We start from the raw sequence: 19,275 nt of genomic DNA, 5'->3' as shown, positions 1-19,275 counted from the left end.
TGATGAATGAATATGAAAAAAGCAACCAACCTGCGTAGCCTCGCCGCGCAACTGATTGAACGCGTAGTCGATAAAGGGGAATCGCTAAGTGCCATTCTGCCTGGTGCGCAAAAAAGTCTGGCAGATAAAGACGGTGCGTTGCTGCAGGAAATCTGCTTTGGCGTCATGCGTACGCTACCTCAGCTCGAAGCGTTAATTGGTAAGCTGATGGAGCGCCCGTTAACCGGCAAGCAGCGTGTGCTGCATTATCTGATTATGGTTGGCTTATATCAGGTGTTATACACCCGTGTTCCCGCTCACGCCGCGCTGGCAGAAACCGTTGCCGGAGCCGAAGTGCTGAAACGCACTAATTTAAAAGGGTTGATTAACGGCGTACTCCGTCAGTTCCAGCGTCAGCAAGAAACGCTGATGGCTGAGGTAGACCAAGGGCCACAGCGTTACTGGCATCCGGGTTGGTTATTGAAACGCCTGCAAACTGCCTGGCCTGAAAACTGGCAGCAGATCGTGGAGGCGAATAATCAGCGCCCCCCGATGTGGCTACGCGTCAATCGCCAGCATCATAGCCGCGATGCATGGCTGGAATTGTTACAAGCCGAAGAAAAAGTCGCATTCGTTGGCGATGCGCCAGACGCACTGCGTCTTGAATCACCGGCACCCGTCAGTCAACTCCCGGGCTTCGAGCAGGGTTGGGTTACCGTGCAGGATCTTTCCGCACAGCGCTGCGCCCTGCTGCTTGAGCCGCACAATAACGAAAGCATCCTCGATCTCTGCGCCGCGCCTGGCGGTAAGACCACGCATATTCTGGAAATTGCACCGCAGGCTCAAGTGCTGGCAGTGGATATCGATGAACAACGTCTCACTCGCGTGCATGAAAACTTGCAGCGATTAGGTATGCAAGCAGAGGTGCGCCAGGGTGATGGGCGTACACCGTCAGACTGGTGTGGCGAGCAACAGTTTGATCGCATTTTACTGGATGCGCCCTGCTCTGCAACGGGCGTCATCCGCCGCCATCCAGATATCAAATGGCTGCGACGCGATCGTGACATTGCAGAGTTGGCCAATCTTCAGGGGGAAATTCTGGAGGCTGTCTGGCCACGTCTGAAATCTGGCGGAACCCTAATTTATGCGACCTGCTCAATTTTGCCTGAAGAGAACCATCAGCAGATCGCGACGTTCCTGACGAAGCACAAAGATGCGGTCGCGGAGAAGCTACCAGAAGGCCAAATCAACGGCTGGCAAGTATTCCCCAGCGTAGATGGCGGTGACGGCTTCTTTTACGCTAAGTTAATGAAAAAATAGTGCAGCGCATTCTGACAAGAGCGATCCAACGATGAAAATCATTATCCTCGGCGCCGGGCAAGTAGGCGGTACACTCGCAGAAAATCTGGTGGGTGAAAATAACGACATCACCGTAGTCGATACGGATGCAACACGTCTGCGGGCACTACAGGACAAATTCGACCTGCGCGTTGTGCACGGCCATGGTTCCCATCCACGCGTACTGCGTGAGGCCGGAGCAGAAGATGCCGATATGTTGGTTGCCGTGACCAATTCTGACGAAACCAACATGATCGCTTGTCAGATCGCTTACTCGCTTTTTAATACGCCAAACCGCATCGCACGTATTCGCGCAGCCGAATACCTGCGTGATGCGGAAAAATTGTTCGTGCCAGAAGCCGTACCGATTGACCACCTCATTTCGCCTGAGCAGTTGGTGATCGACAACATTTACCGCTTGATTCAATATCCAGGCGCTTTACAGGTAGTGAATTTCGCCGAAGGAAAGGTCAGCCTCGCGGTGGTGAAAGCCTATTATGGCGGCCCGTTGGTCGGAAATCCGTTGTCCATACTGCGTGAGCATATGCCGCACATCGACACGCGAGTCGCCGCTATTTTTCGCCAGGATCGCCCTATACGCCCTCAAGGCTCAACCATTGTTGAAGCCGGAGACGAAGTGTTCTTTATCGCCGCCAGCCAGCATATTCGCGCGGTAATGAGTGAAATGCAGCGTCTGGAGAAGCCTTACAAACGTATTATGTTAGTCGGCGGTGGCAACATCGGCTTTGGGCTTGCGCAGCGCCTCGAAAAACAGTACAGCGTGAAGTTGATCGAACGTAATCAACAGCGCGCTGCTGAGTTGGCGGAACGTTTGCACGATACCGTCGTGTTTTACGGTGATGCCTCAGATCAGGAGTTACTGGCCGAAGAGCATGTCGAACAGGTCGATCTGTTTATTGCCGTCACCAACGATGACGAAGCCAATATCATGTCGGCCATGTTGGCCAAGAAGATGGGCGCCAAAAAGGTAATGGTATTGATCCAGCGCCGCGCTTATGTCGATCTGGTACAAGGCAGCGTGATCGATATTGCGATCTCCCCGCAGCAAGCGACGATCTCGGCCCTGCTGAGTCACGTGCGTAAAGCCGACATTGTCGGTGTTTCATCATTACGACGCGGCATCGCTGAAGCGATTGAAGCGATCGCTCATGGTGAAGAGACAACCTCGCGCGTGGTGGGCCGCCTAATTGAAGATATCAAACTCCCGCCGGGAACCATTATTGGTGCAGTTGTGCGGGGGGATGATGTGATCATCGCTAACGATAATGTCCGTATTGAACAGGGCGACCATGTGATTATGTTCCTGACAGATAAGAAGTTTGTCCCCGATGTCGAGCGCCTGTTCCAGCCGAGTCCTTTCTTCCTCTGATCGTGGCGGGCGATTGCCCGCCGTGATAATTCTGCTTAATCCGTTGTGATAATGGCAATTGCACAAAGGTTTGTTAGACTTTAGCCATTGGCCAAGGCAAGGAGATAACAATGAGTTTATTCAAAGAGTTTCGTGATTTTGCAATGCGTGGGAACGTGGTTGACCTGGCAGTCGGTGTCATTATCGGTGCCGCTTTCGGTAAGATTGTTTCATCGCTGGTTGCTAACATCATTATGCCGCCACTGGGCTTGCTGATTGGCGGCGTCGATTTCAAACAGTTTAAGTGGGTACTAAAACCCGCTGAAGGTGATATCCCTGCAGTGGTGATGGAGTACGGCACTTTTATTCAAACCATCTTTGATTTTGTCATCGTAGCCTTCGCTATCTTTATGGCAATCAAAGTCATGAACAAGCTGTATCAGAAAAAAGAAGTGGAAAAGCCAGCACCAAAACCAACCAATGAAGAAGTGTTACTCACTGAAATCCGTGATTTACTGAAGCAACAAAACACCAAAGTGTAATAAGAAAGCCGCCCACTCAGGCGGCTTTTTTGACCGTAAAGCAGAAGGCCAGTGGTAAACATTTTTGCTTACCACCGGCCTCCCAGTTCCCGCCTTTTGCATGTTTATCTTTGCGTCGATAACTGCCTTTCCCTTTATGATTTTGCTCAACTCGCTGACGAAATAGCGGGTCATGAAGCAGTGCCTCAATGGCATTATCGTTAATCTTACCTTTTCGATGCTGATAGCGGCTCATAATGTCCTCCAGTGAATGATGGCGAAACTATAGGCTTTCCCGTGTGAAATTCAATCTTTGCTACAACAAATTTCTGCATGCGGTTCTTCTCCTTTTTCCAGCGCTTCAAGGATAGAGCAACAGGCACTGCTGTGCTGATCGCCGCAGCAGGTCTCGGCTAAACGTTCCAGTGAGCGCTGCATGATTTGCAGTTCTGCGATCATGCCATTCACTTCCTCTAAGCGCTTAGCGACGATCGCTTTCGATTCCTGGCAAGTGTGATGTTCAGGATCGATACGGATCGATAACAGACCACGGATCGAATCCAGACTAAACCCAAGCTGTCGCCCATAGCGGATAAAGCGCAGACGCTGCAGATCTTCATCACTGTAAAGACGGAACCCACCCTGAGTGCGAATGTCATGATCCATCATTTGCTGTTTTTCATAAAAACGGATGGTGTCGGGTGTAACATCAGCAAGTTTTGCCAGTTGGCCAATTTTATACACGCTACTTCTCCTGCTGCAGACGCTGACTTATGGATTCGCGATAGTCACCGCGTAAAAAGTCGGTGCTCATCCCGGCCTGGCGCAACTGCATCTCTAACAAAGTGAGTTTTTTATGCAGACTTTCAGCTTGCTGATCGGCAGGATCCAACTGACGTAAAAGATCGTTGATCTCTAGCGCTTCACGCCGCATTGCCAGTTCAGGAGGTAAGAAGCCGGCGTTTTTCAGCAAACGGTAGGCGCTACGTAGTTCAGGTGGCACAGCACTATCATCATCCAGCTGCAAAGGCGCACCTTCTCCAGGTAGATTACTCAGTTCACCTTTTTCCTGCGCGGCGCGGATGTGCTGTTCTACCAGTTGATCGATAAACCACATATTGAACTCCTGCTAAAAGTACAGTGTTCAGCATAGCGAAAGAGGAGAGGAATGACAGGCAATAAAAAACCCGCCGAAGCGGGTTTTCTACGTTGTTACAGATTACTCTGCAACAGCTTCTGCTTGAGCTTCTGGACGATCAACCAGCTCGATGTAAGCCATCGGAGCGTTGTCACCAGCACGGAAGCCACACTTCAGAATACGAGTGTAACCACCGGCACGGCTCGCGAAACGCGGGCCCAGCTCGTTAAACAGTTTTGCCACGATCTCGTTATCACGAGTGCGGGCGAATGCCAGACGACGATTAGCTACGCTGTCGGTCTTGGCAAGAGTAATCAGCGGCTCAACTACGCGACGCAGTTCTTTGGCTTTCGGCAGAGTCGTTTTGATGATCTCATGACGAACCAGAGAACCGGCCATGTTGCGGAACATAGCCTGACGATGGCTGCTGTTGCGGTTCAGTTGACGACCACTCTTACGATGGCGCATGACCTTATCCTTCTCAGTGAAACCTTAACCTGTGATCTGATTATTCATCAGCAATGCTTGCTGGTGGCCAGTTTTCCAGGCGCATGCCCAGAGACAAACCACGTGAAGCGAGCACATCTTTAATCTCAGTAAGAGATTTTTTACCAAGGTTAGGCGTTTTAAGCAGCTCAACCTCGGTACGCTGTACCAGATCACCGATGTAGTGGATAGCTTCTGCCTTAAGGCAGTTAGCAGAGCGGACAGTCAATTCCAGATCGTCAACAGGGCGCAGCAGGATCGGATCGAATTCTGGTTTCTCTTCTTTCACTTCCGGCTGACGTACATCACGTAAGTCAACGAAAGCTTCCAGTTGTTCTGCCAGGATGGTTGCCGCACGACGAATCGCCTCTTCAGGATCGATTGTGCCGTTGGTTTCCATTTCGATGACCAGCTTGTCCAGGTCGGTGCGCTGTTCTACACGCGCTGCTTCAACATTGTAGGCGATACGGTCTACAGGGCTGTAGCAAGCGTCAACCAACAGACGGCCGATTGGGCGCTCATCTTCTTCCGAATGAATTCGGGCAGAAGCCGGCACATAACCACGACCACGCTGAACTTTGATACGCATGCTAATAGATGCGTTTTCATCGGTCAGATGGCAGATCACATGCTGCGGCTTGACGATTTCGACATCACCGTCGTGGGTGATATCGGCTGCAGTCACAGGGCCAATGCCAGATTTATTCAAGGTGAGAATAACTTCATCTTTACCCTGAACTCTTACCGCCAGCCCTTTCAGATTGAGCAGGATTTCCAGGATATCTTCCTGTACGCCCTCTTTGGTGGAGTACTCGTGCAGCACGCCATCAATCTCAACCTCGGTCACCGCGCAACCCGGCATGGAAGAAAGCAGAATACGGCGCAGTGCGTTGCCAAGAGTATGGCCAAAGCCACGCTCTAACGGCTCAAGGGTCACCTTGGCGTGCGTCGAACTCACTTGCTCGATATCTACCAGGCGCGGTTTTAGAAACTCTGTCACAGAACCCTGCATTGTGTCCTCTCTTTGGTACTAAGCTTTACTTAGAGTAAAGCTCGACGATCAGGTGTTCGTTAATGTCCGCAGACAGATCAGTACGTTCAGGCATACGCTTGAACACACCTTCCATCTTGGTCGCATCAACTTCCAGCCAGGTTGGCTTTTCACGCTGCTCAGCCAGCTCCAGAGCGGCCTTCACGCGAGATTGCTGTTTGGCTTTCTCACGGATGCTTACGACATCATTCGGAGATACCTGATAAGAAGCGATGTTAACAACGCGACCGTTTACCAGGATAGATTTATGGCTAACCAGCTGACGTGCTTCTGCACGAGTGGCGCCAAAGCCCATACGGTAAACAACGTTATCCAGACGACCTTCCAGCAGAGCCAACAGGTTTTCACCGGTGTTGCCTTTCAGACGTGCTGCTTCTTTATAGTAGTTACGGAACTGACGCTCCAGCACGCCGTAGATACGACGAACTTTCTGCTTCTCACGCAACTGGCCGCCGTAGTCAGACAGACGCGGTTTACGCGCACCATGCTGACCAGGTGGTTGTTCAATTTTGCACTTGGTATCGATCGCGCGAACGCCAGACTTAAGGAATAAGTCGGTGCCCTCACGACGGCTCAGCTTGAGCTTAGGACCCAAATATCTTGCCATTTTCTTTCTCCAACTAACCTAAAAACGGGCGTTAAACGCGACGTTTTTTCGGCGGACGACAACCGTTGTGAGGGATTGGAGTCACATCAGTAATATTAGTGATGCGGAAACCAGCAGCGTTCAGAGCACGAATAGTTGATTCGCGACCCGGACCTGGACCCTTAACCATAACTTCCAGATTCTTAATACCGTAATCTTTCACTGCTTCTGCACAGCGCTCTGCAGCTACCTGAGCAGCAAACGGAGTAGATTTACGTGAACCGCGGAAACCGGAACCACCGGCGGTTGCCCAACCCAGTGCGTTACCCTGACGATCAGTGATGGTAACGATGGTGTTGTTAAAAGATGCATGGACATGAGCCACGCCATCTGAGACTTGCTTTCTTACACGCTTGCGTGCACGAACTGGTGCCTTTGCCATTATTTACTCACCCCGATTATTTCTTGATCGGTTTACGCGGACCCTTACGGGTACGTGCATTGGTCTTAGTACGCTGACCGCGAACTGGCAGACCACGACGATGGCGTAAACCACGATAGCAACCAAGGTCCATCAGACGCTTGATGCTCAGGGTGATTTCACGGCGCAGATCACCTTCAACAACGAATTTACCAACTGCTTCACGCAGCTGTTCAATTTGTTCTTCAGACAGCTCTCTGATCTTAACATCTTCGGCGATGCCCGTTGAAGCGCAGATGGCTTTAGAACGGGTTTTGCCGATTCCGAAAATCGAAGTTAATGCGATTACGGTATGTTTTTGATCAGGAATGTTAATGCCTGCTATACGGGCCACTATGCACTCCTATAATTAAATAAATGCGTCCCATGCTGAAAAGCCCGTTTTCAGGATACTCAAATGGTAACGCATCGACATACAAAAGATTGGCTGGCTAATCTAGCCAGCTCAACCCGACTTTGCAAGAAAAATATGTGACTATATCAGCCTTGGCGTTGTTTATGCTTTGGCTCGGCGCTGCAGATCACACGTACGACACCGTCGCGACGGATGATTTTGCAGTTACGACATAATTTCTTGACGGAAGCACGAACTTTCATTTTTACTCTCCGTAACTTCTCAAGCGCCTGAATTAACGGCTGTAGCCTTTCAGGTTAGCTTTCTTCAATGCAGACTCATACTGACTCGACATCATCAGAGTTTGCACTTGAGCCATAAAGTCCATGATGACAACCACTACGATAAGCAGCGATGTGCCGCCAAAGTAGAAGGGAACCTTCATGGCATCACGCATGAACTCCGGGATCAGGCAGATAAAGGTAATATACAGTGCGCCGATTAAGGTCAGACGTGTCATTACTTTATCGATATACTTCGCCGTTTGCTCTCCCGGACGAATTCCCGGTACGAATGCACCAGACTTCTTCAGGTTATCTGCTGTTTCACGTGGGTTGAACACCAACGCCGTGTAGAAGAAACAGAAGAAGATGATTGCAGTCGCATAGAGTAGCACATATAGCGGCTGTCCTGGTTGCAAATACAGCGAAATTGTTGTCAGCCAGTTCCAACCGGTACCGCCCCCGAACCATGACGCGATGGTTGCTGGGAACAGAATAATGCTGGAAGCAAAAATAGCCGGGATTACGCCCGCCATATTCACTTTCAACGGTAAATGTGTGCTCTGTGCAGCATATACACGACGACCTTGCTGACGTTTAGCGTAGTTGACCACAATGCGGCGCTGGCCACGCTCAACGAAAATAACAAAGAACGTCACTGCAAATACAAGAACTGCAACCAACAGCAACAGAAGGAAGTGCAGGTCACCTTGCCGCGCTTGCTCGATGGTATGGCCAATGGCCGGCGGAAGACCCGCAACAATACCCGCGAAGATAATGATCGAGATACCGTTACCGATACCTCGTTCAGTAATCTGTTCGCCCAGCCACATCAGGAACATTGTCCCGGTAACCAGACTTACAACAGCGGTAAAGTAGAATGCGAAACCTGGATTCATCACCAGGCCTTGCATTCCAGGCATATTCGGCAGACCGGTAGCAATACCGATCGACTGGAATACAGCCAGAACCAGGGTGCCATAGCGAGTGTACTGGCTAATCTTACGACGACCAGCTTCACCCTCTTTCTTAATCTCGGCCAACGCTGGATGAACCACCGTCAGCAACTGGATAATAATAGAGGCCGAAATATACGGCATAATACCCAGTGCGAAGATTGAGGCACGACTGAGAGCACCACCAGAGAACATGTTAAACATTTCAATGATGGTGCCACGCTGTTGCTCAAGCAGTTTGGCAAGTACAGTGGCATCGATACCGGGGATTGGAATAAAAGAGCCAATACGGAAGACAATCAGTGCACCGATTACAAACAACAGTCTGCGCTTCAGTTCACCAAAGCCACCTTTGGCACTTTGAAAATCTAATCCCGGTTGCTTTGCCATCTGCTACTTATTCCTCGATTTTACCGCCAGCAGCTTCGATCGCAGCACGAGCACCTTTGGTGACACGCAGACCACGAATCGTTACCGGAGCAGAAACTTCACCAGACAGAATCACTTTCGCGAATTCGATCTGAACACCGATGATGTTAGCTGCTTTCAAAGTATTCAGGTCAACAATACCGCCTTCAACTTTCGCCAGGTCAGACAGACGAACTTCTGCAGTGACCATTGCTTTGCGAGAGGTGAAACCGAATTTCGGCAGACGACGGTACAGAGGCATCTGGCCACCCTCGAAACCGCGACGTACGCCACCGCCAGAACGAGAGTTCTGACCTTTGTGACCACGACCACCGGTTTTACCGAGACCAGAACCGATACCACGACCCAGACGCTTAGAAGCGTGTTTAGACCCTTCGGCCGGAGACAGAGTGTTTAAACGCATCTCTTACTCCTCCACTTTCAGCATGTAGGAAATCGCGTTAACCATACCGCGTACAGCAGGCGTGTCTTCACGCTCAACGGTATGACCAATACGACGCAGACCCAAGCCAACCAGAGTGGCTTTGTGCTTAGGCAGGCGGCCGATTGAACTGCGGGTTTGTGTAATTTTAATAGTCTTAGCCATCGTGATTACCCCAGAATTTCTTCAACGGATTTACCACGCTTGGCAGCGACCATTTCTGGAGAATTCATATTGCCCAGGCCATCGATAGTTGCACGAACCACGTTAATCGGGTTAGTAGAACCATACGCTTTAGCCAGAACGTTATGTACTCCAGCGACTTCTAAAACAGCGCGCATTGCACCGCCGGCGATGATACCGGTACCTTCAGAAGCCGGCTGCATGAACACACGAGAACCCGTGTGAGCACCTTTAACAGGGTGCTGCAGGGTGCCGTGAGTCAGCGCGACGTTAATCATGTTGCGACGGGCTTTTTCCATCGCTTTCTGGATCGCTGCTGGAACTTCACGCGCTTTACCGTAACCAAAACCAACGCGGCCGTTACCATCACCCACTACAGTCAGTGCGGTGAAGGAGAAAATACGACCACCTTTTACAGTTTTAGAAACACGGTTTACCGCGATCAGTTTTTCCTGCAGTTCGCCAGCTTGTTTCTCGATGTTTGACATCTTAGACCTCTACCTTAGAACTGAAGGCCAGCTTCACGGGCAGCATCTGCCAGTGCCTGGACACGACCATGATATTGGAACCCGGAACGGTCGAAAGAAACATTAGTAATGCCTTTCTCGACAGCGCGCTCAGCCAGAGCTTTACCTACAGCTGCAGCAGCGTCTTTGTTACCGGTATACTTCAGTTGTTCGGCAATAGCTTTTTCTACAGTAGAAGCAGCAACCAAAACTTCGGAACCGTTCGGGGCGATCACCTGTGCGTAGATATGACGCGGGGTACGATGTACCACCAGGCGAGTAGCACCCAGCTCTTTGAGCTTGCGACGTGCACGGGTCGCACGACGGATACGAGCAGATTTCTTATCCATAGTGTTACCTTACTTCTTCTTAGCCTCTTTGGTACGCACGACTTCGTCGGCGTAACGAACACCCTTGCCTTTGTAAGGCTCAGGACGACGGTAGGCGCGCAGATCCGCTGCAACCTGACCAATCAGCTGCTTATCAGCGCCTTTCAGCACGATTTCAGTCTGAGTTGGACATTCAGCAGTGATGCCGGCCGGCAGTGCATGGTCAACAGGGTGAGAGAAGCCCAGGGCCAAGCTCACAGAGTTGCCTTTAACAGCTGCACGATAACCAACACCAACCAGTTGCAGCTTCTTGGTGAAGCCTTCGGTAACACCGATAACCATGCCGTTCAGCAGCGCACGAGCAGTACCTGCCTGTGCCCAAGCGTCCGCAAAACCTTCGCGTGGAGCGAAAGTCAGGGCGTTGTCTGCATGCTTAACTTCTACAGCACTGTTGATAGTACGAGTCAGCTCGCCGTTTTTGCCTTTGATCGAAACTTCCTGACCGTTGAGTTTTACCTCTACGCCCGCAGGAACAACGACAGGTGCTTTTGCAACACGAGACATTTTATCCTCCGATTACGCTACGTAGCAGATAATTTCGCCACCAAGACCAGCTTGGCGCGCTGCACGATCAGTCATGACACCTTTAGAGGTAGAAATTACAGCGATGCCCAGACCAGCCATTACTTTTGGCAGCTCATCTTTTTTCTTATAGATGCGCAGACCTGGACGGCTAACACGCTGAATGCTCTCTACCACAGACTTGCCCTGGAAATACTTAAGAGTCAGTTCCAGTTCAGGCTTGGTGTCGCCTTCGATTTTAAAATCTTCAATGTAGCCTTCTTCCTTCAGCACGTTGGCAATTGCCACTTTCAGCTTGGAGGAAGGCATAGAGACCGCAACTTTGTTCGCGGCTTGACCGTTACGGATACGGGTCAGCATATCCGCGATCGGATCTTGCATGCTCATCTGTGTTACTCCCGTGATTCAAATGGTGACAATTACCAGCTAGCCTTTTTCAGACCCGGGATTTCACCGCGCATTGCGGCTTCACGGACCTTGATACGGCTCAACCCAAACTTCCGCAGGAAACCGTGCGGACGACCTGTCTGACGGCAGCGGTTACGCTGACGGGAAGGGCTGGAATCACGCGGCAGACTCTGCAGCTTAAGAACAGCATCCCAACGGTCTTCGTCGGATGCGTTCACATCAGAAATGATCGCTTTCAGCTCAACGCGCTTAGCGAAGAACTTGTCTGCTAATTTTACACGCTTAACTTCGCGTGCTTTCATAGATTGCTTAGCCATTAAGTAACCCTACCTTACTTGCGGAACGGGAAGTCAAAGGCAGCCAGCAGAGCACGGCCTTCATCATCAGATTTCGCAGTAGTGGTAATGGTAATATCCAAACCACGAACGCGATCGACTTTGTCGTAGTCGATTTCTGGGAAGATGATCTGCTCACGAACGCCCATGCTGTAGTTACCACGACCATCGAAAGACTTAGCGGACAAGCCACGGAAGTCACGAATACGTGGAACAGCAATAGTGATCAGACGCTCAAAGAACTCCCACATGCGCTCGCCGCGCAGAGTTACTTTACAGCCGATCGGATAGCCCTGACGGATTTTGAAGCCTGCAACTGATTTGCGTGCTTTGGTGATCAACGGCTTTTGACCGGAGATTGCTGCCAGGTCAGCTGCTGCGTTATCCAGCAGTTTCTTGTCAGCGATCGCTTCACCAACACCCATGTTCAGGGTGATCTTCTCGACCCGAGGGACTTGCATGACAGAATTGTAGCCGAACTCAGACATGAGTTTCTGGACTACTTCGTCTTTGTAGTAATCATGCAGTTTCGCCATCGTACTACTCCAAATTACTTGATAGTTTCGCTATTAGACTTGAAGAAACGGACTTTTTTGCCTTCTTCGAATCTAAAGCCTACACGGTCAGCCTTGCCGGTTGCCGCATTGAAGATTGCAACGTTAGAAACCTGAATAGCAGCTTCTTTTTCAACGATGCCGCCTGGTTGGTTCAGAGCCGGGACAGGCTTCTGATGTTTTTTAACCAGGTTGATACCTTCAACGATGACCTTACCAGAAGTCAGGACATTCTTTACTTTACCGCGCTTACCTTTATCTTTGCCGGTAAGCACAATAACTTCGTCATTGCGACGGATTTTCGCTGCCATTGCTCGCTCCTTAGAGTACTTCTGGTGCCAGAGAGATAATTTTCATGAACTTTTCAGTACGAAGTTCACGAGTTACCGGCCCAAAAATACGCGTACCGATAGGCTGCTCGCTGTTATTGTTTAAAATAACGCATGCATTACCATCGAAGCGAATGACAGAACCGTCCGGGCGACGAACACCCTTCCTGGTGCGCACCACTACCGCCTTCAGGACATCACCTTTTTTCACCTTACCACGTGGAATTGCTTCCTTGATGGTAACTTTGATGATATCGCCGACGCCTGCGTAGCGACGGTGCGAGCCACCCAGAACCTTGATACACATTACGCGACGTGCACCGGAGTTGTCGGCGACGTTCAGCATAGTCTGTTCTTGGATCATTTTAGTGCTCCGCTAATGTCAACTACTACTTCGGGACCCAAACCTCAGGTCGTTAAAAAGCCCCATAATTGAGGGCGCGGCATTATAACACCGGTTCTCGCAGATGGGTAGAAAAAATGAACGGCTCAGACGAGCCGTTCATTTTATTTTTTAGAGGAAACGGATTCTATTACAGAATCGCTTTCTCTACAACGCGAACCAGAGCCCAAGACTTAGTCTTAGACAGTGGACGGGTTTCGCGGATTTCTACCACGTCACCAATTCCACACTCGTTGTTCTCGTCATGGATGTGCAGCTTAGTCGTACGCTTGATGAATTTACCGTAGATCGGGTGCTTCACGACACGTTCGATAGCAACAACTGCAGATTTCTGCATTTTGTCACTAATAACACGACCCTGCAGAGTACGGATTTTATCGGTCATTACGCCGCCTTCTCAGTCAGTAAAGTCTTAACACGTGCAACATCACGGCGCACTTGCTTCAGCAGATGGGTCTGCTGCAGCTGGCCAGATGCTGCCTGCATGCGCAGGTTAAACTGCTCACGCAGAAGGTTAAGAAGCTCAGTGTTCAGCTCTTCAACGCTTTTTTCACGCAGCTCATTTGCTTTCATTACATCACCGTCTTAGTTACAAAGGTGGTTTTGATAGGCAGTTTTGCTGCTGCCAGCTTGAAGGCTTCACGGGCCAGCTCTTCAGGTACACCGTCCATTTCATACAGGACTTTACCTGGCTGGATCAGGGCAACCCAATACTCCACGTTACCCTTACCTTTACCCATACGCACTTCGAGCGGCTTCTCGGTGATTGGTTTGTCCGGGAATACACGGATCCAAATCTTACCTTGACGCTTAACTGCACGGGTCATAGCACGACGTGCTGCTTCGATCTGACGAGCAGTCAGACGACCACGGCCAACAGCTTTCAGACCGAAAGTACCGAAGCTGACATCCGTACCCTGCGCCAGACCACGGTTGCGGCCTTTGTGCACTTTACGGAATTTCGTACGCTTTGGTTGTAACATCAGCGACTCTCCTTACTTACGGCCTTTACGCTGCTGCTTTTTAGGTTGAGCAGCCGGTTCCGGTTGTTCAACAGCAGCCATACCACCCAGGATCTCACCTTTGAAGATCCATACCTTAACGCCGATTACACCATAAGTGGTGTGCGCTTCAGAGGTGTTGTAGTCAATGTCTGCACGCAGAGTGTGCAGTGGTACGCGACCTTCACGGTACCATTCGGTACGTGCGATCTCGGCACCGCCCAAACGGCCGCTGACTTCAACTTTAATACCCTTCGCGCCCAGACGCATTGCGTTCTGTACCGCACGCTTCATAGCACGACGGAACATCACACGACGCTCCAGCTGTGAAGTGATGCTGTCAGCAACCAATTTAGCGTCCAGTTCCGGCTTACGGACTTCGGCGATGTTGATCTGTGCAGGAACGCCAGCGATTTTCGCGACGACCGAGCGCAGTTTTTCTACGTCTTCACCTTTCTTACCGATAACGATACCCGGGCGAGCGGTGTGAATGGTCACACGGATGCTCTTAGCCGGACGCTCGATAACGATACGAGATACAGACGCTTTAGCCAGTTCCTTAGTAAGGAACTGACGTACTTTAAAATCGCTGTCCAGGTTGTCAGCGAATTCTTTGGTGTTCGCAAACCAGGTAGAGTTCCATGGTTTTACAATACCCAGGCGAATACCATTAGGATGTACTTTCTGACCCATTGCTAGTCTCCAGAGTCTCAGCGATCGGACACAACCACAGTAATGTGGCTGGTGCGCTTCAGGATGCGATCTGCACGACCTTTCGCACGCGGCATAATGCGCTTCATGCTTGGGCCTTCGTCTACGAAGATTTTCGCGACTTTCAGATCGTCGATATCAGCGCCATCGTTGTGTTCGGCGTTCGCAATGGCAGATTCCAGTACTTTCTTAACCAACACAGCAGCTTTCTTGTTGGTGTAAGTCAGAATATCCAGAGCCTGCGACACTTTCTTACCGCGAATCAGGTCAGCAACAAGGCGGACCTTCTGAGCAGAAGAACGAGCATGGCGATGTTGAGCAATAGTTTCCATCTCTTCCTCCTACTTATTTCTTCTTGGCTTTCTTATCTGCAGCATGGCCGCGATAAGTACGTGTCGGTGCAAATTCACCCAGTTTGTGGCCGACCATTTCGTCGGAAACAAAGACAGGAACGTGCTGACGACCATTATGGACAGCGATGGTCAAACCGATCATGTTAGGGAAGATCGTTGAACGACGGGACCAAGTGCGCAGGGGCTTCTTGTCACCGCTTTCCACCGCTTTCTCTACCTTCTTCAGCAAGTGCAGGTCAATAAAAGGACCTTTCTTGAGAGAACGTGGCATGGCTTATCCTCTAAAATTATTTGCTACGGCGACGTACGATAAATTTATCAGTACGCTTGTTGCTACGGGTCTTCTTACCTTTGGTCTGAACGCCCCACGGAGTTACCGGGTGCTTACCAAAGTTACGACCTTCACCACCACCGTGCGGGTGATCGACTGGGTTCATCGCAGTACCGCGAACGGTAGGACGAACACCACGCCAACGGGTTGCACCAGCTTTACCCAGAACGCGCAGCATGTGCTCAGCGTTACCGACTTCGCCCAGGGTTGCGCGGCAGTCGATTTCGACTTTACGCATTTCGCCAGAACGCAGACGCAGGGTTACGTAGGAACCATCACGCGCAACGATCTGCACGTAAGTACCAGCTGAGCGAGCAATCTGACCGCCTTTGCCTGGTTTCATTTCTACGTTGTGAACGGTAGAACCCACCGGGATGTTACGCATAGGCAGGGTGTTACCCGCTTTAATCGCAGCATCAACGCCAGATTGAACCTGATCACCAGCTTTCAGGCCTTTAGGGGCCAGGATGTAACGGCGCTCGCCATCTTTGTACAGAACCAGTGCGATGTTCGCAGAACGGTTCGGATCGTACTCAAGACGCTCAACAACTGCTGGGATACCATCTTTGTTGCGTTTGAAGTCAACAATACGGTAAGCCTGCTTGTGACCACCACCGATATGACGGGTAGTGATACGACCATTGTTGTTACGACCACCGGATTTGCTGTTTTTTTCTAACAGCGGAGCAAAAGGTTTGCCCTTGTGCAGCTCTGGGTTCACCACTTTAACTACGTGACGACGACCCGGAGATGTCGGTTTACATTTAACAACTGCCATTGTCTTTCTCCTCCGACTTACTCAGCGCCGCCGACGAAGTCCAGGTTCTGGCCTTCCTTCAGGGTGACGTAAGCTTTTTTCCAGTCGCTACGACGACCGATACGCTGTCCGTGACGCTTAACTTTACCCTTAACAACCAAGGTGTTTACGTCTTTAACTTCAACTTCGAACAGTTTCTCAACAGCAGCAACGATCTCTGCTTTGGTCGCGTCTTTAGCAACTTTGAGAACGATGGTATTGGTTTTTTCCATCGCAGTAGATGCTTTTTCAGATACGTGCGGCGCGCGCACGACTTTCAGCAGACGTTCTTCACGGATCATGCCAGCATCTCCTCAACTTGCTTAACTGCTTCCGCAGTCATAACGACTTTGTCGAAGGCGATCAGGCTAACTGGGTCGATACCCGCTGCATCACGCACGTCAACCTTGTACAGGTTACGCGCAGCCAGGAACAGATTCTCATCCAGTTCGCCGGTGATGATCAGCACGTCTTCCAGCGCCATGTCTTTCAGTTTCTGTGCCAGCAGCTTGGTTTTCGGTGCTTCTACAGAGAACGTCTCGACAACGATCAGACGGTCCTGACGTACCAGTTCGGACAGGATGCTTTTCAGCGCGCCGCGGTACATCTTTTTGTTAACTTTTTGACTGTGGTCCTGTGGACGCGCAGCGAAGGTCACGCCACCTGAACGCCAGATCGGGCTCTTTACAGAACCTGAACGCGCACGGCCGGTACCTTTCTGGCGCCAAGGCTTTTTGCCTGAACCAGTTACTTCAGCACGAGTTTTCTGCGCACGAGTACCCTGACGAGCACCAGCGGCATAAGCAACAACAACCTGGTGAACCAGCGCTTCGTTGAAATCACGACCGAAGGTAGTTTCGGAAACAGTCAGCGCGCTCTGCGCGTCTTTCAGTACTAATTCCATTGCTATCCCCTTACGCCTTCACAGCTGGTTTAACAATCAGGTCGCTGCCGGTTGCACCCGGAACAGCACCTTTGACCAGCAGCAGGTTGCGCTCAGCGTCAACACGTACCACTTCCAGGCTCTGAACGGTTACGCGCTCATTACCCAGCTGACCAGCCATTTTCTTGCCTTTGAACACTTTGCCCGGAGTCTGGTTCTGACCGATAGAACCCGGAACGCGGTGAGACAAGGAGTTACCGTGTGTAGCGTCCTGGGTACGGAAGTTCCAGCGCTTAACGGTACCTGCGAAACCTTTACCTTTAGAGGTACCGGTAACGTCTACTTTTTTAACTTCAGCGAAGATTTCAACACTGATGCTCTGGCCTACTGAGTACTCTTCACCTTCGGTGCGGAATTCCCACAGACCACGGCCAGCTTCAACGCCAGCTTTAGCAAAATGACCTGCTTCTGGTTTGCCAACACGGTTTGCTTTTTTAGCACCGGTGGTCACCTGGATAGCTTGGTAACCGTCGTTTTCCAGGCCTTTGACCTGAGTAACGCGGTTTGCTTCAACTTCGATTACGGTTACTGGGATTGAAACGCCATCTTCAGTGAAGATGCGGGTCATGCCCACTTTTTTACCGACTAAACCAATCATTGTATCAACCTCTCAATCGCTCGATGACCTGATTAACCCAGGCTGATCTGCACGTCAACACCGGCAGCCAGATCCAGACGCATCAGTGCATCAACGGTTTTTTCAGTTGGCTCAACGATGTCTACCAGACGCTTGTGAGTGCGAATTTCGTACTGATCACGCGCGTCTTTGTTAACGTGCGGAGAGATCAGAACGGTAAAACGCTCTTTGCGAGTTGGCAGCGGGATCGGACCACGTACCTGCGCACCAGTGCGCTTGGCAGTCTCAACGATTTCCGCGGTTGATTGATCGATCAGGCGATGATCAAACGCTTTAAGACGGATACGGATTCTTTGGTTCGACATGAGACCAAGGCTCCAAACATTTTATAAACGAAAAGAATTACTACCCACACCCATTACGATTGATGGAGGAGTGTAATCGTTCAGCATATAACTCCCCAATCGGGAGTATTGTCAGGCGATACATCACTCGCTATCGCCTGCGATTCTGCTCGAATCGCGCCATACCAATATCGGCAGGCCCGCGCATTATACGCAAATCAGTTCAGGAAGCAACCCGTGATGCGTTTTTAACCACATCATTTCAACTAAAAGACAAAAAAGCCTGTACCGATCGGATAACGACCCGTACAGGCTCACGACATTGCTGATGCAAAATGGGTTAGTCCGCGTGCTCTTCTTGTTGTAATTGGGCCTGCAGGTAATTCTGCAAACCGAGTTTTTGTACCAGGTCGAGTTCTGTCTCCAGCCAGTCGATGTGATGTTCTTCCTCACTCAGAATCTCAATCATCATGTCACGGCTTACGTAGTCATGAACTTTGTCAGCATAGGCGATGGCTTCACGTAAATCCTTCGCCCCTTCCAACTCCAACGTCAGATCGGATTGCAACATCTCCGGGACATCTTCACCAATGCGCAGCCTGCCCAGATCCTGAAGATTGGGAATGCCTTCAAGAAACAGAATGCGCTCGATGTACTTATCCGCGTGCTTCATTTCATCAATGGATTCGTGATACTCGACGTTGTTGAGGCGAATCAGCCCCCAGTTTTTGAACATGCGCGCATGAAGAAAGTACTGATTAATCGCAACCAGTTCATTCCCCAGCAGTTTATTGAGATGCGTTATGATTTTACTGTCGCCCTTCATTTTGCTTCCTCCGCTTCCAGGTAAATAGATCGTAGATGCGGATAAAAAGAAGTCAAAAAAACTGGACAGTTTTTGTGGTTATTAGGGTCTGGAAGGAATTATCAGGCTATCTCTTTGTACAGAGGCACCTTCTGCAACTCGTCATCCATGATCTCACGCGCCACGCGAATACACTTGCCGCACTGTTTACCGATAGGAACCAGCTGACGCAAATGCTGAATGGATTTGGGCTGATAACGACGAACAACTTCGCGGAGGGTTTTATCACTCACGGCATTACACAGACAGACGTACATTTACTGCATGCTCCAGTACAATTTCTGATCAAAGTGTAAATGAGAATGGTTTTTATTTCAAACGTAGATTTTGTGTGGTTTTTCTATCTGTCATGAAA

The 19,275-nt window shown here is 50.4% G+C and carries 36 protein-coding genes; 3 read left to right on the top strand and 33 right to left on the bottom strand.

Annotation, left to right across the window (positions count from 1 at the left end; translation table 11 throughout):
* The first annotated feature begins 12 nt into the window (after positions 1–12).
* The 3 genes from rsmB to mscL all read left to right on the top strand — a co-directional run bounded on the left by rsmB (position 13) and on the right by mscL (position 3,228).
* Positions 13–1,299: a 16S rRNA (cytosine(967)-C(5))-methyltransferase RsmB gene (gene rsmB, locus LK04_RS01030; RefSeq protein WP_039330873.1), complete on the top strand. Its 1,287-nt coding sequence runs from the start codon at positions 13–15 to the stop codon at positions 1,297–1,299.
* A gap of 31 nt (positions 1,300–1,330) precedes the next feature.
* Positions 1,331–2,707 (top strand): Trk system potassium transporter TrkA, encoded by a 1,377-nt coding sequence (gene trkA, locus LK04_RS01025; protein WP_039330874.1) that lies wholly within the window; start codon positions 1,331–1,333, stop codon positions 2,705–2,707.
* Between the two features lie 110 nt (positions 2,708–2,817).
* On the top strand, positions 2,818–3,228 hold the full coding sequence (gene mscL / locus LK04_RS01020) for a large-conductance mechanosensitive channel protein MscL (RefSeq protein WP_039330875.1): 411 nt from the start codon (positions 2,818–2,820) through the stop codon (positions 3,226–3,228).
* A gap of 16 nt (positions 3,229–3,244) precedes the next feature.
* Here mscL and LK04_RS01015 read toward each other — a convergent pair whose 3' ends face one another.
* The 33 genes from LK04_RS01015 to bfd form a co-directional block, all read right to left on the bottom strand.
* Positions 3,245–3,463 (bottom strand): alternative ribosome-rescue factor A, encoded by a 219-nt coding sequence (locus LK04_RS01015; protein WP_039330876.1) that lies wholly within the window; start codon positions 3,461–3,463, stop codon positions 3,245–3,247.
* A 50-nt stretch (positions 3,464–3,513) separates the two neighbouring features.
* Positions 3,514–3,951, bottom strand: a complete 438-nt coding sequence (gene zntR / locus LK04_RS01010; RefSeq protein ID WP_039330877.1) for a Zn(2+)-responsive transcriptional regulator — start codon at positions 3,949–3,951, stop codon at positions 3,514–3,516.
* A 1-nt stretch (position 3,952) separates the two neighbouring features.
* Positions 3,953–4,324, bottom strand: a complete 372-nt coding sequence (locus tag LK04_RS01005; protein WP_039330878.1) for a DUF1992 domain-containing protein — start codon at positions 4,322–4,324, stop codon at positions 3,953–3,955.
* Positions 4,325–4,426: 102 nt separating this feature from the next.
* Positions 4,427–4,813 (bottom strand): 50S ribosomal protein L17, encoded by a 387-nt coding sequence (gene rplQ, locus LK04_RS01000; protein WP_004160560.1) that lies wholly within the window; start codon positions 4,811–4,813, stop codon positions 4,427–4,429.
* 40 nt (positions 4,814–4,853) lie between these two features.
* Complete coding sequence (locus LK04_RS00995) at positions 4,854–5,843, bottom strand: DNA-directed RNA polymerase subunit alpha (protein ID WP_007891688.1); 990 nt, start codon at positions 5,841–5,843, stop codon at positions 4,854–4,856.
* A 25-nt stretch (positions 5,844–5,868) separates the two neighbouring features.
* Entirely contained in the window at positions 5,869–6,489 is a 621-nt protein-coding gene (gene rpsD, locus LK04_RS00990) for a 30S ribosomal protein S4 (protein ID WP_039330879.1), read from the bottom strand.
* 31 nt (positions 6,490–6,520) lie between these two features.
* Entirely contained in the window at positions 6,521–6,910 is a 390-nt protein-coding gene (gene rpsK / locus LK04_RS00985; protein ID WP_004160563.1) for a 30S ribosomal protein S11, read from the bottom strand.
* A 16-nt stretch (positions 6,911–6,926) separates the two neighbouring features.
* The gene (gene rpsM / locus LK04_RS00980) at positions 6,927–7,283 is read right to left on the bottom strand and encodes a 30S ribosomal protein S13 (RefSeq protein WP_039330880.1); all 357 of its coding nucleotides are present in this window, start codon (positions 7,281–7,283) and stop codon (positions 6,927–6,929) included.
* A 146-nt stretch (positions 7,284–7,429) separates the two neighbouring features.
* On the bottom strand, positions 7,430–7,546 hold the full coding sequence (rpmJ, locus tag LK04_RS00975) for a 50S ribosomal protein L36 (RefSeq protein ID WP_004160566.1): 117 nt from the start codon (positions 7,544–7,546) through the stop codon (positions 7,430–7,432).
* A 32-nt stretch (positions 7,547–7,578) separates the two neighbouring features.
* Positions 7,579–8,910: a preprotein translocase subunit SecY gene (secY, locus tag LK04_RS00970; protein WP_039330881.1), complete on the bottom strand. Its 1,332-nt coding sequence runs from the start codon at positions 8,908–8,910 to the stop codon at positions 7,579–7,581.
* Positions 8,911–8,917: 7 nt separating this feature from the next.
* The gene (rplO, locus tag LK04_RS00965; RefSeq protein ID WP_034830738.1) at positions 8,918–9,352 is read right to left on the bottom strand and encodes a 50S ribosomal protein L15; all 435 of its coding nucleotides are present in this window, start codon (positions 9,350–9,352) and stop codon (positions 8,918–8,920) included.
* Positions 9,353–9,355: 3 nt separating this feature from the next.
* Positions 9,356–9,535, bottom strand: coding sequence for a 50S ribosomal protein L30 (rpmD, locus tag LK04_RS00960; RefSeq protein ID WP_021186404.1), 180 nt, complete (start codon positions 9,533–9,535; stop codon positions 9,356–9,358).
* Between the two features lie 5 nt (positions 9,536–9,540).
* A complete protein-coding gene (gene rpsE / locus LK04_RS00955) occupies positions 9,541–10,041 on the bottom strand; it encodes a 30S ribosomal protein S5 (RefSeq protein ID WP_007891679.1) in 501 nt (166 codons plus the stop codon).
* Between the two features lie 14 nt (positions 10,042–10,055).
* Positions 10,056–10,409: a 50S ribosomal protein L18 gene (rplR, locus tag LK04_RS00950; RefSeq protein WP_008104733.1), complete on the bottom strand. Its 354-nt coding sequence runs from the start codon at positions 10,407–10,409 to the stop codon at positions 10,056–10,058.
* Between the two features lie 9 nt (positions 10,410–10,418).
* Positions 10,419–10,952 (bottom strand): 50S ribosomal protein L6, encoded by a 534-nt coding sequence (gene rplF / locus LK04_RS00945; protein ID WP_039330885.1) that lies wholly within the window; start codon positions 10,950–10,952, stop codon positions 10,419–10,421.
* Positions 10,953–10,964: 12 nt separating this feature from the next.
* Positions 10,965–11,357, bottom strand: coding sequence for a 30S ribosomal protein S8 (gene rpsH, locus LK04_RS00940; RefSeq protein ID WP_039330888.1), 393 nt, complete (start codon positions 11,355–11,357; stop codon positions 10,965–10,967).
* Positions 11,358–11,389: 32 nt separating this feature from the next.
* A complete protein-coding gene (rpsN, locus tag LK04_RS00935; RefSeq protein ID WP_007891666.1) occupies positions 11,390–11,695 on the bottom strand; it encodes a 30S ribosomal protein S14 in 306 nt (101 codons plus the stop codon).
* Between the two features lie 14 nt (positions 11,696–11,709).
* Positions 11,710–12,249, bottom strand: coding sequence for a 50S ribosomal protein L5 (gene rplE, locus LK04_RS00930; RefSeq protein WP_006120591.1), 540 nt, complete (start codon positions 12,247–12,249; stop codon positions 11,710–11,712).
* 14 nt (positions 12,250–12,263) lie between these two features.
* Positions 12,264–12,578: a 50S ribosomal protein L24 gene (rplX, locus tag LK04_RS00925; RefSeq protein WP_039330891.1), complete on the bottom strand. Its 315-nt coding sequence runs from the start codon at positions 12,576–12,578 to the stop codon at positions 12,264–12,266.
* Between the two features lie 10 nt (positions 12,579–12,588).
* Positions 12,589–12,960: a 50S ribosomal protein L14 gene (gene rplN / locus LK04_RS00920; protein WP_006120590.1), complete on the bottom strand. Its 372-nt coding sequence runs from the start codon at positions 12,958–12,960 to the stop codon at positions 12,589–12,591.
* 169 nt (positions 12,961–13,129) lie between these two features.
* Complete coding sequence (gene rpsQ, locus LK04_RS00915; RefSeq protein ID WP_038644333.1) at positions 13,130–13,384, bottom strand: 30S ribosomal protein S17; 255 nt, start codon at positions 13,382–13,384, stop codon at positions 13,130–13,132.
* Positions 13,384–13,572 carry a 50S ribosomal protein L29 gene (gene rpmC, locus LK04_RS00910; RefSeq protein ID WP_039330894.1) on the bottom strand — a complete coding sequence of 63 codons (189 nt, stop codon included), beginning with the start codon at positions 13,570–13,572 and terminating at the stop codon, positions 13,384–13,386. The genes rpsQ and rpmC overlap by 1 nt, the downstream gene beginning before the upstream one ends.
* On the bottom strand, positions 13,572–13,982 hold the full coding sequence (gene rplP, locus LK04_RS00905; RefSeq protein ID WP_002438716.1) for a 50S ribosomal protein L16: 411 nt from the start codon (positions 13,980–13,982) through the stop codon (positions 13,572–13,574). Before rplP ends, rpmC begins: the two co-directional genes overlap by 1 nt.
* A gap of 12 nt (positions 13,983–13,994) precedes the next feature.
* Complete coding sequence (gene rpsC / locus LK04_RS00900; protein WP_039330895.1) at positions 13,995–14,693, bottom strand: 30S ribosomal protein S3; 699 nt, start codon at positions 14,691–14,693, stop codon at positions 13,995–13,997.
* 17 nt (positions 14,694–14,710) lie between these two features.
* Entirely contained in the window at positions 14,711–15,043 is a 333-nt protein-coding gene (rplV, locus tag LK04_RS00895) for a 50S ribosomal protein L22 (protein ID WP_007891659.1), read from the bottom strand.
* A 13-nt stretch (positions 15,044–15,056) separates the two neighbouring features.
* The gene (rpsS, locus tag LK04_RS00890; RefSeq protein ID WP_001138115.1) at positions 15,057–15,335 is read right to left on the bottom strand and encodes a 30S ribosomal protein S19; all 279 of its coding nucleotides are present in this window, start codon (positions 15,333–15,335) and stop codon (positions 15,057–15,059) included.
* 16 nt (positions 15,336–15,351) lie between these two features.
* Complete coding sequence (rplB, locus tag LK04_RS00885; RefSeq protein ID WP_034830746.1) at positions 15,352–16,173, bottom strand: 50S ribosomal protein L2; 822 nt, start codon at positions 16,171–16,173, stop codon at positions 15,352–15,354.
* Between the two features lie 17 nt (positions 16,174–16,190).
* On the bottom strand, positions 16,191–16,493 hold the full coding sequence (gene rplW, locus LK04_RS00880; protein WP_007891652.1) for a 50S ribosomal protein L23: 303 nt from the start codon (positions 16,491–16,493) through the stop codon (positions 16,191–16,193).
* Positions 16,490–17,095, bottom strand: a complete 606-nt coding sequence (gene rplD, locus LK04_RS00875; RefSeq protein ID WP_034830751.1) for a 50S ribosomal protein L4 — start codon at positions 17,093–17,095, stop codon at positions 16,490–16,492. Before rplD ends, rplW begins: the two co-directional genes overlap by 4 nt.
* A 10-nt stretch (positions 17,096–17,105) precedes the next feature.
* On the bottom strand, positions 17,106–17,732 hold the full coding sequence (gene rplC, locus LK04_RS00870) for a 50S ribosomal protein L3 (protein ID WP_039330898.1): 627 nt from the start codon (positions 17,730–17,732) through the stop codon (positions 17,106–17,108).
* Positions 17,733–17,764: 32 nt separating this feature from the next.
* Complete coding sequence (gene rpsJ, locus LK04_RS00865) at positions 17,765–18,076, bottom strand: 30S ribosomal protein S10 (protein WP_006120582.1); 312 nt, start codon at positions 18,074–18,076, stop codon at positions 17,765–17,767.
* Positions 18,077–18,395: 319 nt separating this feature from the next.
* Positions 18,396–18,881 (bottom strand): bacterioferritin, encoded by a 486-nt coding sequence (gene bfr, locus LK04_RS00860; protein WP_039330900.1) that lies wholly within the window; start codon positions 18,879–18,881, stop codon positions 18,396–18,398.
* A gap of 101 nt (positions 18,882–18,982) precedes the next feature.
* Positions 18,983–19,177, bottom strand: a complete 195-nt coding sequence (bfd, locus tag LK04_RS00855) for a bacterioferritin-associated ferredoxin (protein ID WP_039330903.1) — start codon at positions 19,175–19,177, stop codon at positions 18,983–18,985.
* Positions 19,178–19,275: the final 98 nt, after the last annotated feature.

This window comes from Pantoea vagans (assembly GCF_001506165.1).
Classification (GTDB): Bacteria; Pseudomonadota; Gammaproteobacteria; order Enterobacterales; family Enterobacteriaceae; genus Pantoea; species Pantoea vagans_C.
Note: the sequence above shows the minus strand (reverse complement) of the source record. Positions and strands in the feature narration are given on the sequence as shown.